Below are 13,396 nucleotides of genomic sequence, written 5' to 3'. Positions count from 1 at the left end.
TTTCCTTATATAGCGGTATCTTCGCGTGTAATTAAAATCGAAGTACATTATGGGGCAAACCTTATTACAACTGCAAAGCGGTGAACTTAATGGATCGGTATCGTTAAAATTAACTGAAAACCTGACCCACTTCCCTTTAGCCATATTTGACCTTGCCGATACACTGGAGGTACTGGATCTTTCGTTTAATAAGCTGTTTGCCTTGCCCGAAGATTTTGGCCGCTTAAAGAAATTACGGATTTTCTTTTGTTCTGAAAATCATTTTAAGGTGCTGCCTGAGGTACTGGCCGATTGCCCTCAGCTCGAAATTGTAGGTTTTAAGTCTAATCAGATCGAAACAGTGCCAGCCAAGGCATTAAACCCTAATCTCCGTTGGCTGATTTTAACCAATAACAACATCGCCACCTTACCTGATGAAATTAGCTTTTGCCCACGCATGGAAAAACTTATGCTGGCAGGAAACCGACTTGTGGCTTTGCCTGAAACGCTTAGCCGATGTAAAAACCTGGGTTTGTTGCGTATTGCGGCAAATAAGCTGCATGAGTTGCCACAATGGATAGCCACCATGCCTAAGTTAGCGTGGATTGCCTTTTCTGGTAATAATTTTAGTAAAACCCCTGCTGTTGAAAAACTTTCGGCCATCAACTGGCATGATCTGGAAATCAGCCATGTATTGGGCGAAGGCGCATCGGGTGTGATTTCGAAAGCCAACCGCACCATTAGTGATGAAATACAGGAGGTAGCGGTTAAGATTTTTAAAGGAGATGTAACCAGCGATGGGTTGCCGGAAGATGAAATGATGGCTTATATTGCTGCGGGTTTTCACCCCGGGCTGGTTAACCTGATTGGGCAGATTGCATTGCACCCTGAAGATAAAAAAGGTTTGGTGATGGAACTTATCCCGCATCATTTTTATAACCTGGGCAATCCGCCAAGTTTAGAGAGTTGTACACGCGATGTTTTTCCTGCTGATCGGGTACTGACTGAAAAACAGGTTTTAGGTATTGCAAGAATAATTGCTTCGCTGGCCAATCAGTTACACAGCGCAGGGATTATGCATGGCGATTTATACGCGCACAACACCTTGATTGATGATGAAGGAAGTGCTTTGTTCGGTGATTTTGGTGCAGCCAGTTTTTATAATCAGCTTAGCGCAAAACTGGTTTTTGCATTAGAACGCATTGAAGTGTTGGCCTATGGTTACCTGCTCGATGATTTACTGGCGTTGCACAGGCAATCTATTAGCAGAAAAGTTTTAGAAAGTATAGCTGCACTGAGGGATGCCTGTTTGGTGCCGGATGTGGCAAATCGCCCTGGCTTTCAAGATTTGGTAACAGAATTGAGTAAAATTGACTAGTCCCGCTTATATTTCTCAGGACTAGTCATATTTTTTAACCGTTGGTGGTAAAGTTAACCATCCACTGGATACCGAACCTGTCTTTAAAACTGCCAAAGTAATCGCCCCAGAACATATCAGCCATTGGCATTTCAATGGTTCCACCTGCTGAAAGACCATTAAACAACCTGTCGGCATCATCGCGACTTTCGGCTTGTAAATTAATGTACATGTTGTTTCCTTCTGTAAGTACATGGCCTGCAGATGGTACGCAATCAGAAGCCATTAAAATGGTGTGCCCGTTAATCGGTAGTGCCACATGCATTACACGGTTTTTTTCTGCCTCAGATAGTTTGTCGCTTTCAGGTGCATCGCCCATTCTCGCAAAAAAGGTAAACTCACCACCAAAAACAGATTTGTAGTGGTTAAAAGCTTCTTCGGCCTTGCCATCGAAGTTTAAATAAGGGTGCATTGCTGCCATAATGTTTTTCGTTTTGTTGATACTAAATTACAGACTTTACTGGTTTAAAATGGGGGCAGTTGAGACAAATGTAAGGGTGTTTTTTGACCAGGTGATGCACCTTATTCTATCGTGGAAAATCATTCATTCATTAAAACATGCTTTGTTCATTTAAACGGCTGATTTTTTGTAAGGTGCTATTTTTCAGATGAATAAAACTGAATGGAAATAGCTCGCTTATCTTTTTGATATTTGTGTGAGGGTATTAAACAAATATTTTAAATTACTTCTCAATCGTCCCGCAAAATAACGTTAAATGAACACGCTCTCAGGAGCGTGTTTTTTAAAATAAAAAAGTCTTCCATTGCTGAAAGACCTTTGTTGTTTTAATCTAAATCGTCCCGTTGATTTAATTTTAACGATATAAATATAGTTATCAACATGTTACGAACAAACTAAAAGGTAAAAATACCCTTTAGCGTGTAAGGTTTTTACTACACCGGGGGTGCTTTTTCAAAACCAGGAAGCGCTTTATTTGATCGGCTAATTACTAAATTGGTTCTGCTTAATTTTATTGTTAGCTTCTATAGCCCATTTATAATCAGGTATTGTGGCCAGCAGTAAGCTCGATGTACTCACTACAAACACAGAATAATTAAACGGTGCCCTGTAATTTGCAAATATTAACATAGATAGTGCAAAGATCAGAGTAAGCAGAAAGCTACCTATTGCTGCAAGCCTTATTTTGTAGCCAATAAGGAGCAAAACGGCAAAAACCAATTCGCCGGCTGTAGCAATAATAGCCATAATGTTAGCTAATGACCTGCTTAAAAATGGCATTAATGAATTGGTGTAATCTAAAAATATGCTCCAGTTGCCCCAGCCAACAGTTGGGCTGCCCGGTGCGCCTAACCAGCCAAAGCGGTCCATAACGGGTAAAATAAAACCTATGCCCAGGGCCAGGCGAAGAAATAATTGAGGAAAATGTGCACTGTTTTTCATTTCGTGGGATAATTATTTAAACAGCAAATTAATACCTGCGGCTCACATTTTTCTTAAACTAGATTAAGAAATGAAAATCCTTTAAAAACACTCCACTTCCCAAAAGCGCTCCCAGTTTTTACCGGCATCCAATCTGATTATCCCTTCTTTCCGTTCCAGGTGCTGATCGTGGTTTACACCATCGGCTACGCCGCACCAGGGCTCCAGGCAAATAAAAGGCGCATCAATAGCAGCCCAAATACCGAAGAACGGAAAGTCTTCGAAATGGAAATGCAGCCCAAAATCGTTTTTAGTGTTCAGTAAACTAATACAGTTGCTCTGTAAGGTTTTAAAAACCAGTGCGTCGTTGTAAAACAAGTTGTGCGTGAGGTTTAATTTATGCCCGCCCAGTTCAATGTTTTCTGTCTCATTGGCAACCAGGCCATCTTCCAGTTTCCAGGAGGTTAGACGCTCATCCGCATTAAAGGCCAGGTAATAATCTTCGTAAGTGGTATTTGGAGTATTGGGGACTGCAAAAGCGGGATGTGCCCCAATTGAGAAAAGCAGTTCTTCGGCGCCTGTATTAATTACCTCGTAGGTTAAGTTCAGTTTTCTGTCTATTAACCTGTATTTCAGTTTCAGTTCAAAGTTAAAAGGATAAACTTTTAAGGTTGCTTCATTTTGTGTTAAAGTAAAAACGGCCTCTGTTTCGGTGGTTTTTTCAATTTCAAAAACATAATCTCGTGCAAAACCATGGCGAGGTAACTCGTAATTTTTTCCCTTATAATTAAAGCTATTGTTTTTTAACGAGCCAACAATCGGAAATAATACCGGGCTATGTTTGCCCCAATATTTTGCATCGGCATTCCACAGGTATTCAATATTGGTTTCTTTACTGTACAAGCCTTGCAATTCGGCACCTTTGGCCGATAAGCCAACTTTTACGTATTCGTTCTCGAGAGTTATCATTTGAATCTAAATTAATAAATAAGCTGTGTTTTGAAAATTTCTTTTTTATAATTTTGGGTATTAACCAACGCATTTAATGCTGGTTAATAAACATTGTTCTGCTCAACATTAAAACCATAACGCTATGTCGGTAGATTTAACAAAATTATCGAACCCAAAGGTAAAAGCTGCAATAATGGCTTTACAAAAAGGAGATGAGAAAATCTGGTTCCCCTTGTTTGCCTCTGATGTTGCTTTTTACGATGACGGTAACCAGATGAAGTTTAACAATTTCTTTAAAAAAGCACTGGGCCACGAACGCTTTACCCATATTGATAAGGTTGAAAATAACGGTTTACACGTATACGGGCATTTCCACTCCGATCAGTGGGGAAGCTTTACCACTTGTTTTAAGTTCGAAATAAATAAGGAAGGCAAAATAAGCAGCCTGGCTATTGGGCAAGCTGCTTATTAGTTTGGAGTTGAGGGTTTGGAGTCTGTTGAAACTCCAGAGCCCAACTCAATATTATCCTTTTTCTTCCCAAATGGAGGCTATGTTGATGATTGTTTGTACTGCTTTTTCCATATCCTGAACACTTACCCACTCTTGTTTGCTGTGGAAAGCATGTTCGCCGGCAAAAATATTGGGACAAGGCAAACCCATATACGAAAGCCGCGAACCATCGGTACCACCACGGATACTCTGTTGTTTGGCCACTACCCCAGCCCTCTCAATAGCTTCGATACCATACTGCACAATTTTAGGATGCTGATCTAAAACCTGTTTCATGTTGCGGTATTGTGCTTTAATTTCCAGTTTGTAGGTTGAGTTGGGGTATTTTGCCATTACCTTTTCTACGGTTTGCGCTAAAAAAGTTCCGTGTTGTGCCAGTTTTTCGTCGGTAAAATCGCGGATAATAAATTGCGCTTCTGCTTCTTCTACCTGGCCGCTAATGCTTACGGGATGAATAAAACCATCTTTTTGATGCGTAGCTTCGGGCGTAAGGGTATCTTTGGGAAGGCTGTCTAAAATTTCGGCCAGGATTTTTATTGCACTTTCCATTTTTCCTTTTGCAAAACCGGGATGGGTGCTTACGCCATAAACGGTAAGCCTGGCTCCATCAGCCGAAAAGGTTTCATCTTCAATAGAGCCCAGCGTTTCGCCATCAATGGTATAACCAAAATCGGCGCCTAACTTTTTCAGGTCAACCTTGTCAACGCCACGGCCTATTTCCTCATCGGGGGTGAAAAGAACCTTAATTGTGCCGTGCTTTACCTCCGGATTTTTCATTAAAAAAGCGGCTGCTTCCATAATTTCTGCCAGGCCGGCTTTGTTGTCGGCGCCCAATAAAGTAGTGCCGCTGGCAGTGATAATATCGTTGCCAATCTGGTGTTTTAAGTCTTTATGATCAGACATTCTGATCATGATTTTGTTGTCATCGGGTAAAACGAGGTCTTGCCCTTGATATTTATCATGAATAATCGGTTTCACGTTTTCTCCGCTACAATCGGGCGAAGTATCCATGTGCGAGCAAAAGAAAATAACCGGTAGTTTTTTATCCGTATTTGAAGGAATGGTTCCGTATACATAGCCGTTATCGTCCATTTCTGCATCAGAAACGCCAATTTCGAGTAGTTCATTAACCAACTCCTGACCTAAGTTTTTTTGTTTTAAGGTAGATGGGCAGGTTGGTGAAGCTGGATCGGATTGTGTATCTATTTTGGCATATTTAACAAATCTTTGTTCTAAAGATTTGTTAAAGTTGTTGTAATTACTCATAATTCAAAGGTAAAAGTTATAGATATTCAATAATCATATTATTTTTGTAAAAAAACAATATGATTTCGAACCTCTTGAAAGTTACTTACCTAACCGTTCTTCTTGTTTTTATCGGAAGTTTTTCTTTTGCCCGATCCAATTATTTCAAATTTTCATATGGTTTAGGCGCTGGTATCAACCGCTCTTATACTGATGTGTACGAAGGAAGTTATGGTTATACCACTTACGGCGTACTCGATTTTCATGTTACCCCATTTGTAACATTGGGTTTAGAAGCACAATACGGCAGGGTTCAGGGTGGTGATATTGTTAACGATCCGCATAACCGTCAGTTCATCAACCAATACACTTCAATTTCGGCCAATGCCAAGTTAATGTTGGGCGAGGTTGTTAATTACGATAAAAGTGAGTTTTTATATAATATCAGAGGTTTGTATTTAGGTACAGGCATAGGAGTAATTAACAATAAGATAACTGATGTTGTAAGATATAAACCAAGCTGGGCTGCCTCTAATCCGGGTTATGGACCTTTTCCGGGTGAGGATAAGAGCCTAAACCTGTTAGTACCCATTAATTTCGGGTTTAACTATTACATTGAGGATGGTTATGGTTACATGCGTTATGTAATTAATATCAATGCACAAAGTAACTTTACTTTTGGCGAAGGGCTTGATGGTTATAATGATCCGAGTATCAAGTTTAAAAATTATTCTCCCGATGTTTATAACGCTTATACCATAGGCTTCAAGTATTTCTTCGGGAAGATTAAATCTTATCGTAAAACACTTTAGTAAATGTGTTTGCTCCCCTGGTTTTAAGATAAACAAAATATATCCTGATGAAAAAATGCTTTGTGTTTTGCTTTTTATTAATTGCAGTAAAGGCATGGGCACAAAAAACACCCTTCGAGCTGAGTGGTAAAACCGAAACCACAACTTATACTGCTGCCATTGCATACTATCAAAACCTGATTAAGGGCAGCCCTGAAGCTAAGCTGCTCAGCTATGGAAGCACCGATTTTGGCAAACCCTTGCACCTGCTGGTTTTATCGAAGGATAAAGTTTTCGATCCTGTTGCCATCCGGAAAAGCAATAAACGCATTTTGCTGATCAATAACGGCATTCACCCGGGCGAACCGGAGGGAATAGATGCCTCTATGATGCTGGCGCGCGATCTGATTAAGGGAAAGAAACTGCCAAAAGATGTGGTGATCTGTATCATTCCGCTTTATAACATCGACGGTAGTTTTAACCGCACTGGTACCTCGAGGGCTAACCAGAACGGCCCTGTGGCTTATGGGTTTAGGGGCAATGGTAAAAATCTCGATTTGAACAGGGATTTCATCAAAACAGACTCTAAAAATTCGGCGGCTTTTCAATTGATTTTTAATACCTGGCAGCCCGAAATTTTTGTTGATACACATACGAGCAACGGAGCCGATTATCAATATGTAATGACCCTTATTCCAACTCAAAAGGATAAGTTGAACGGTATTTTGTCCAATTATTTAACACAAACTTTAGTGCCAGGTTTATATGCCGCGATGGAGCAACAGGGTTATCCGATGATTCCTTATGTAAACTCGATTGGCGAAACACCTGAAAGTGGAATTACAGGCTTTATCGAGTCGCCACGGTATTCAACAGGTTATACTACCCTGCACAATACCATTGGCTTTATGCCCGAAACACACATGTTAAAATCGTACGATTTAAGGGTTGATGCCACTTATAAACTTTTACAGGCTTATGTTGATATTGTAGCACGTGATGCCCGGATTATTGGCGAAAACAAGCAAAAGGCAGATGCTTTTGTAGCGGCTCAACAAGCGTTTCCGTTGGATTGGAAACTGAATAAAAGCGAAGTAAACGAACTGAATTTTAAAGGTTTTGAAGCTGGCCAAAAACCAAGTGCGGTTAGTGGTGCCGATCGTTTATATTACGACCGCAGTAAACCCTACACCAAACCGATTAAGGAATGGAATAAGTTTGAACCAGCCATTACCGTACAGAAACCAATTGCCTATATTATCCCTAAAGCCTGGGATAGGGTAATTAATTTGTTGAAGCTAAACGGAGTAAAATTAAAGGAGATAAAAGCCGATCAGAAAATTGAGGTTGAAAGTTATTACATCGGTGATTTTAAAACCAGCACCAGGCCTTATGAAGGGCACTACCTCCATTCGGCGGTAAAACTAAACCCTGTGAAACAAAACCTGCAGTATTATGCCGGCGATTTTGTGGTTTATGTAAACCAGCCTTGCAACCGCTATATTGTAGAAACCCTCGAGCCGCAAGCAATTGATTCTTATTTTAACTGGAATTTTTTCGATTCGATTCTGGATATGAAAGAACATTACTCGGCTTATGTTTTTGAAGATACTGCAGCTGAACTATTGAAGAAAAACCCGGAGTTGAAAGCACAGCTCGAAGCGAAAAAAGCTGCTGATGCTGATTTTGCAAAGAATGGTGCTGCACAACTTGACTTTGTGTATAAAAATTCTGATTATTACGAAAAAACACATAACAGATATCCTGTAGCCCGTTTAGTTACAGCTGTTCAATTAGATTTAAAATAACCCGATGGAATATTTCAATATAGCACCCGTTGCCTCGTTAATTTTTGTTTTTACGATTATTACGAGCCTTTACGCCTTTTACGACCATAGCATTTACGGCAAGTTTATGCTCCATCCGTACAGTGTATCAAAAGGGCATAAAGTGTGGACGGTAATTACCAGCGGCCTTATACATGCAGATTGGATGCACCTGTTTTTTAACATGTTCACCTTTGTGGCATTTGCTTTTACATTAGAACAGCTATTGGGCAGCTTTAAATTTGGCTTGTTGTACTTTCTGGCACTGATTTTAAGTGATTTGCCTACCATTTTTAAGCACAAAGATCATTTTAACTATAATAGCTTGGGGGCTTCTGGTGCTATCAGTGCTGTTTTATTCAGCTTTATATTGTTTAACCCGGTATCTAAAATTTATATCATGTTTATTCCTTTCGGAATTCCGGCATGGATATTTGGCATTATTTACCTCATTTATTGTGCGTATGCCTCTAAAAACTCGCGCGATGGTATTAATCACGATGCACACTTTTTCGGTGCTTTAACCGGCTTAATTTTTACCATTATTTTTGTGCCGGGTATATTACAGAACTTCTTTACGCTGCTAACCGGATCGAGGTAAAGATCCGGAAGATGGATGATGTGAGATTTCCGGAGGAATTTTAACCAACCGAGATCACTGAGTTTTACACAGAGAAAATGGCGTTTCTTCTTTGCGCGCTTTGCGGTAAAAAATAGAAGTTATCTACCCTGCATTAGGCAAACAAGGCTTTTCGAAAAAGCTCATCGGCTGTTCGGGGTTTTTAATAATTTCGAACACTACATAACCCCAGGGTTTCCAGAAGTTTTCTAAAACCTGCGCATAAACCTTGTGTTGCCAAACATCAAACAAAGGTTTGCTCATGTTGCCGCGTAAAGGCATGGCTTCAATATAAGTGGTGCCATCAACCGGCATAAAAGTATATTCGGGCAAGCGGTTAAACAGATAGGCAGAATAATAAAAACGCGCTGTAACCTCTTCAAACTGTTCGGCTGTTAAGCTTTTTCCGGCTATCTCATTTACAATTTCCTGGTGGTAACGTTTGTTGGTACCATTATCCTGCAAGCAGGCAATAATCCCGAAATCTTTCATCTTTATTGAAAAAGTAAGGGTATTGATCTCGTCGCGGAAACTGAATGGGGTTTCTTCGTTTTCGAGTTTAACCACAGTGATAGACCAGGGTGTAAAATCTTCAAATTCCAGACTGGTATACAAATTCTGCATCATGAAATTCAGGTTGGCAAATTTCATCATTAAAGATTGCGACATGTTTAAGCCATCGGCAGTCATCTCCTTACGCAGTGCAGCATGCATTTCGATGTAAACAAAGCCATATAAAAACTTGCCAATCCAGTTAAATAAATCCAGCTCCGGCAGTGCCGAAACAGCAGCATAACCTTTTGCAAAGGCTACTTCTATTTTATCCTCAAGCGGGTTTAAAAACTGTTCGTTTAACTCACTGTTAACCGGAATAACAAGTGTATTGTATGAACGGATGCTCTCATCCAAAAACTGAATTTGCTCTTCGCCGCTTAAACCTGCCTGCGCCAGTAACCATTTTGGAATTAATGGCACCTGTACAACTGGTGTGTTAAAGGTTTTGCCGCTTAAAAAGCAGATTTTGTATAAAAAATCGAAGTTTTGGAAAGGATTGTATAAACCGGTATTCATTGCTGCAATATTAGCCATTATATTTTTAGCGCTTCGTACCGATCTTTTATTTTAACGCTGCGATTACCAATTTTAGCTACTTAAAATTCCTTTTATGGCTTATTTCAGTTTTTTGGCCAGGTCTAATTTTAATTCTTTTATACCTTTTACCACTAAAGCAGCAACTTGTTTGGCTCCCTCCGGACTTAAATGCGTATTGTCTTTCTTCCCGTTTGGATAATTCACGTTTCCTGAATCGACATGGTTAAATAGTTTGATTGAAGGTTCCTCGCCTAAACGGTTTAACAAGCTCTCGGTTTTAACCAGCATATCAATTAATGGCACTTGCAGCGAGTCGGCTACCTGGCGCGTGATGCGTGGGTAATCGCCGTGCGAATCGATTAAAACCCCGTTTTTAAAACTTCTTCTCGAAATGGGTGTAAGCAGTACCGGTAAAGCTTTTTTGCTTCGGGTTTCTTTGACGTAGTTAATCAGGTTGGTTTTAAAATCGGCCAGCGAAACACCTACAGTGGGTTTATCTACCTTTTCGTCGTTGTGCCCAAATTCTATAAGAACGTAATCGCCAGGGTTCAGTTGTGCTAAAATAGGGTCCCAACGTTTCTCTGCACGGAAAGATTTAGTGCTTCTTCCATTCAGTGCGCGGTTATCAACGGTAACATCTGACTTAAACAATGATTGTAATGCCATGCCCCAACCGGTTTCGGGATAAGTTTTAGGATCTTTATTGGCTGCGGTAGAATCGCCTATAATGTACAGCGTAGTTTTCTTTTGAATGAAAGTAAATGATAAGGTAGCCGTTAATGCGGCCAGTGCAAATGCCAGGTAAAACTTATTTTTCATATTGATAATTCACTAATTAACTGTGGGGTTCCATTTGTCGGTTCCGCCCAGGATATTTTTAAGGGTATAATTTTTTGCGGCTTTATCGCTAAGCTGTGTTGTCCAGGCTAAGCGTGTTTTGGGTGATGCTCCTGCACCGATATTTTGGTATTCTGCGTAAAACACAGTTTTCTCTTTATCGGGAAACATCTTGTCGCCTTTCCATGGGTTCCAGCCAACAGGGAGAATGTGTTTACCTAAATCGCAATGCATAAAAACGGTTTTAGCGTAAGGTCGCCATGGCCGGCCAAGATAAGCTTTTGTTACAGCCGAATCAGCAATGAGTTTACAATGCATAAACACAAACCCAAAGGGCTGGTTTGCTGAAGTAGAGGCTGCGGTAACATAAGAATCGGTTAAGCTTTTAATGGTGCAGTGCTCAAAAACAACGGTTGCTTTGCCAAAAATAAAATCGGTAGTGCCTTCTATGTAGCAGTTTTGGTAGTATTGGCGGCTATTCTCGATAGCGGCATAAAGCGTATCCTGATTCCCTGAAAGCCTGCAGTTTTTGGCTACAAAACGATCGCCTTCTACATGTAGTGCAACAGCCTGCCCAACGCGGCCTGCTGCGTTTATGATGGTTAAATTTTCGAGCTTTACATCATTGCCCTGAACCAACACTGTAAATGAAGTATAAGTGCTGAATTTGGTATTGCCAAAAGCATCTTTGCCTGCCGGATAGTCTTTTCCAGAGTAGTCATCATTAGTGATGACGGTGTTTTCGTTACTTTCGCCTATAATGGCAATTTTTATTTTCCAGGAAGGAATAATCAGCTTTTCTTTGTAAATGCCATTTTTGACATAAATTTTAACTTCCTGTTCGCCTAAATCGCGCACTGAGTTTACAGCTTCCTGTATGGTGTTATAATTGCCGCTGCCATCTTTCGAAACGGTAAGGGTAGTCGGGTATTTGGGGTCTTGCGCATAGGCTTGAGGGATTAAGCCGATGCAAAAAAGGATGGTATAAGCTAAATGGATCAGGGTTGGTTTCGTCATTTTGACCGGTATAGTGCTATGCTATAAATTTCAATAAAAAAGGGCAGATATAAGCCTGCCCTTTAAAAATAATTAATATGTCCAGCGTGGATCGCCAATTGCCCCGCCTGTACTTCCGGCAGTTCTTAAAACAGAACTCGCCTGGAGGGTAAAATCAGTTGTGGTTGCCGTCCATCCGGTATTGATACTTTGGTTACTGGCTAATGTTGCGGTGCCAAAAGTTAAAGCGGTACCGCCTGTTAATGCGCTAAATAAATTAAAATAATTACTGTTCGAAATTTTTAGGGTACTGCCCGCACCTGTACCCCTGATGGCGGCAGCGTTAACCGTACCTGATTTGGGTGTATTAGCCATAATACTGTTGAGAATGGTGAAGTTAATAGGGTTTGCACTCGCATCTAGTAAAGCGTATTTCGCATTTCCTCCAAAACCATTAAAGGTAGAGTTGCTGATGGCAACCGTTGGGGTCACATCGCCTGTATAGGTCGTGCTGGCGGTAACCAAACCCGGACCTGCATTATAAAAAGTAGATTTCGATACCGTTAGTGTATTGAACTGCATTTTGTTTACATGGAAGGTATAATATGCCGACGAACCATTAGCTCCCATATCGTAAACAATAGAATTATTAACGGTAATCGCCGTTATTTTGAAATCGCGCGCTGCCGTTCCCCTGTCGCCACGTAAAAACGAAGTAGTAGAACCATGTGCAATACAATTATCAACAACCACGTTGGTAAAGGTTGCTGCTGCACCGTTTGAAGCCTGTGAGCCAATAAAGTTGATGAAATAAAGCGAAGCCGAAGCTGTTCCGTCGAACTCAATGCCTGATAGTGTTACACCAGCGCCAGTACCTTCTAAATCAATTTCCCTATAATTTACCTTGGTATCTGTTGGGTTGCCTGATGTCGACTTTATGGTTATGGTTTTTTGGGTAATAAATGTTGCAGTTGCTGTAGGCAGGTTGTACGTGCCCGGATTTAAACCTATAATAGCACCGTTAGCTGCGTTTGCAATGGCTGCTGCCAAATCATCGCCTGGATTTAATTTTACTGTGTAGGTAGTTGGGGCAAGTGTAGTAAAAGTGGTAATGCCTTTACTCTTCGTCCCAGCAAAAAGTTCGGCGGTGTATTTCATGCCTGCTGTTAATCCGGTTATCGCTTTTAAGCCGGCAGTTGCATCGGTTGTGCTCAGTGTAGTGGTAATTGCTGTACCTGTTGCTGGTGTTAACACAATGGAGGTAAGACCAACTGTTGGTGTATAACGTAGTGTAATGCTGTTTTCTTTAATTTCGTTATCCCTTATCGCAGAAAACAATTGAATGCCGGTTAACTGAAAGGCACTGCTGCGCACGTATTTCGATTCTGGTTGAGTTTCGGTAGCATTGGCTTTCACCCTCGCATAGTATTTTGTTCTAACAGCCAGATTATCCTCGGTTACAGTTACGCCAGCCGTATCGGCGGTAGTAGTGTAGTTCACCGTTGCGAATAATGAATCGGTTGAAAAGTCAATGCTGTATTTCAGTGCTTTCCCTGTCGACAATAGCGGTAAAGTCCAGGTTAATTTGGCCGAAGTTTCGCCAGCAGCAATTTTAACATCGCTAGGTTTAAATATCCTGGCTGGGTCAGTGGGTACATCGCCTTCTTTTTTACAAGAAGAAATGGCCAGCACCATCAGCGATAAAATAATTAGTTTAAACCCCAGTTGATCTATAATTTTTTTCATGATAC

The 13,396-nt window shown here is 40.7% G+C and carries 13 protein-coding genes; 5 read left to right on the top strand and 8 right to left on the bottom strand.

Annotation, left to right across the window (positions count from 1 at the left end; genetic code table 11):
• Positions 1–49: 49 nt before the first annotated feature.
• Positions 50–1,357 (top strand): leucine-rich repeat-containing protein kinase family protein, encoded by a 1,308-nt coding sequence (locus tag DBR40_RS17145; protein ID WP_124560967.1) that lies wholly within the window; start codon positions 50–52, stop codon positions 1,355–1,357.
• Positions 1,358–1,391: 34 nt separating this feature from the next.
• Here the strand turns inward: DBR40_RS17145 and DBR40_RS17140 are convergent, their stop codons facing one another.
• The 3 genes from DBR40_RS17140 to DBR40_RS17130 all read right to left on the bottom strand — a co-directional run bounded on the left by DBR40_RS17140 (position 1,392) and on the right by DBR40_RS17130 (position 3,746).
• Positions 1,392–1,817, bottom strand: coding sequence for a VOC family protein (locus tag DBR40_RS17140; protein ID WP_124560966.1), 426 nt, complete (start codon positions 1,815–1,817; stop codon positions 1,392–1,394).
• 522 nt (positions 1,818–2,339) lie between these two features.
• Complete coding sequence (locus DBR40_RS17135; RefSeq protein WP_124560965.1) at positions 2,340–2,798, bottom strand: DoxX family protein; 459 nt, start codon at positions 2,796–2,798, stop codon at positions 2,340–2,342.
• A gap of 81 nt (positions 2,799–2,879) precedes the next feature.
• The gene (locus DBR40_RS17130) at positions 2,880–3,746 is read right to left on the bottom strand and encodes an aldose 1-epimerase family protein (protein ID WP_124560964.1); all 867 of its coding nucleotides are present in this window, start codon (positions 3,744–3,746) and stop codon (positions 2,880–2,882) included.
• Positions 3,747–3,870: 124 nt separating this feature from the next.
• On the opposite strand from DBR40_RS17130, the gene DBR40_RS17125 reads away from it, so the two are divergent.
• Positions 3,871–4,200, top strand: coding sequence for a hypothetical protein (locus DBR40_RS17125; RefSeq protein WP_124560963.1), 330 nt, complete (start codon positions 3,871–3,873; stop codon positions 4,198–4,200).
• Between the two features lie 51 nt (positions 4,201–4,251).
• On the opposite strand, the gene pepT is transcribed toward DBR40_RS17125, so the two are convergent.
• Positions 4,252–5,505: a peptidase T gene (gene pepT / locus DBR40_RS17120; RefSeq protein WP_124560962.1), complete on the bottom strand. Its 1,254-nt coding sequence runs from the start codon at positions 5,503–5,505 to the stop codon at positions 4,252–4,254.
• 59 nt (positions 5,506–5,564) lie between these two features.
• Here pepT and DBR40_RS17115 point away from each other — a divergent pair, with 59 nt between their 5' ends.
• Genes DBR40_RS17115 through DBR40_RS17105 form a run of 3 tightly spaced genes read left to right on the top strand, consistent with a single transcriptional unit; the run spans position 5,565 to position 8,702 of the window.
• Positions 5,565–6,296 (top strand): hypothetical protein, encoded by a 732-nt coding sequence (locus DBR40_RS17115; RefSeq protein ID WP_233603921.1) that lies wholly within the window; start codon positions 5,565–5,567, stop codon positions 6,294–6,296.
• A gap of 47 nt (positions 6,297–6,343) precedes the next feature.
• Positions 6,344–8,083, top strand: a complete 1,740-nt coding sequence (locus DBR40_RS17110) for a M14 family metallopeptidase (protein WP_124560961.1) — start codon at positions 6,344–6,346, stop codon at positions 8,081–8,083.
• Between the two features lie 4 nt (positions 8,084–8,087).
• A complete protein-coding gene (locus DBR40_RS17105) occupies positions 8,088–8,702 on the top strand; it encodes a rhomboid family intramembrane serine protease (protein WP_124560960.1) in 615 nt (204 codons plus the stop codon).
• A 123-nt stretch (positions 8,703–8,825) separates the two neighbouring features.
• On the opposite strand, the gene DBR40_RS17100 is transcribed toward DBR40_RS17105, so the two are convergent.
• From DBR40_RS17100 to DBR40_RS17085, 4 genes are all read right to left on the bottom strand, one after another.
• Positions 8,826–9,809, bottom strand: a complete 984-nt coding sequence (locus DBR40_RS17100) for a hypothetical protein (protein WP_124560959.1) — start codon at positions 9,807–9,809, stop codon at positions 8,826–8,828.
• Between the two features lie 81 nt (positions 9,810–9,890).
• Positions 9,891–10,631: a rhamnogalacturonan acetylesterase gene (locus tag DBR40_RS17095; protein WP_124560958.1), complete on the bottom strand. Its 741-nt coding sequence runs from the start codon at positions 10,629–10,631 to the stop codon at positions 9,891–9,893.
• Positions 10,632–10,643: 12 nt separating this feature from the next.
• On the bottom strand, positions 10,644–11,666 hold the full coding sequence (locus DBR40_RS17090; RefSeq protein ID WP_124560957.1) for a pectinesterase family protein: 1,023 nt from the start codon (positions 11,664–11,666) through the stop codon (positions 10,644–10,646).
• Positions 11,667–11,738: 72 nt separating this feature from the next.
• A complete protein-coding gene (locus DBR40_RS17085; protein ID WP_124560956.1) occupies positions 11,739–13,391 on the bottom strand; it encodes a DUF5123 domain-containing protein in 1,653 nt (550 codons plus the stop codon).
• Positions 13,392–13,396 lie beyond the last annotated feature (5 nt).

Source organism: Pedobacter sp. KBW01 (assembly GCF_003852395.1).
In the GTDB taxonomy this organism is placed as follows: Bacteria; Bacteroidota; Bacteroidia; order Sphingobacteriales; family Sphingobacteriaceae; genus Pedobacter.
This window is presented reverse-complemented; position numbering and strand designations above follow the sequence as displayed.

Bases quoted from the DNA above. Each gene is read 5' to 3' on its own strand.
- pepT (WP_124560962.1), bottom strand. From the start codon at position 5,505: ATGAGTAATTACAACAACTTTAACAAATCTTTAGAACAAAGATTTGTT.
- DBR40_RS17130 (WP_124560964.1), bottom strand. From the start codon at position 3,746: ATGATAACTCTCGAGAACGAATACGTAAAAGTTGGCTTATCGGCCAAA.
- DBR40_RS17135 (WP_124560965.1), bottom strand. From the start codon at position 2,798: ATGAAAAACAGTGCACATTTTCCTCAATTATTTCTTCGCCTGGCCCTG.
- DBR40_RS17115 (WP_233603921.1), top strand. From the start codon at position 5,565: ATGATTTCGAACCTCTTGAAAGTTACTTACCTAACCGTTCTTCTTGTT.
- DBR40_RS17110 (WP_124560961.1), top strand. From the start codon at position 6,344: ATGAAAAAATGCTTTGTGTTTTGCTTTTTATTAATTGCAGTAAAGGCA.
- DBR40_RS17100 (WP_124560959.1), bottom strand. From the start codon at position 9,809: ATGGCTAATATTGCAGCAATGAATACCGGTTTATACAATCCTTTCCAA.
- DBR40_RS17145 (WP_124560967.1), top strand. From the start codon at position 50: ATGGGGCAAACCTTATTACAACTGCAAAGCGGTGAACTTAATGGATCG.
- DBR40_RS17090 (WP_124560957.1), bottom strand. From the start codon at position 11,666: ATGACGAAACCAACCCTGATCCATTTAGCTTATACCATCCTTTTTTGC.
- DBR40_RS17095 (WP_124560958.1), bottom strand. From the start codon at position 10,631: ATGAAAAATAAGTTTTACCTGGCATTTGCACTGGCCGCATTAACGGCT.
- DBR40_RS17140 (WP_124560966.1), bottom strand. From the start codon at position 1,817: ATGGCAGCAATGCACCCTTATTTAAACTTCGATGGCAAGGCCGAAGAA.
- DBR40_RS17125 (WP_124560963.1), top strand. From the start codon at position 3,871: ATGTCGGTAGATTTAACAAAATTATCGAACCCAAAGGTAAAAGCTGCA.
- DBR40_RS17085 (WP_124560956.1), bottom strand. From the start codon at position 13,391: ATGAAAAAAATTATAGATCAACTGGGGTTTAAACTAATTATTTTATCG.
- DBR40_RS17105 (WP_124560960.1), top strand. From the start codon at position 8,088: ATGGAATATTTCAATATAGCACCCGTTGCCTCGTTAATTTTTGTTTTT.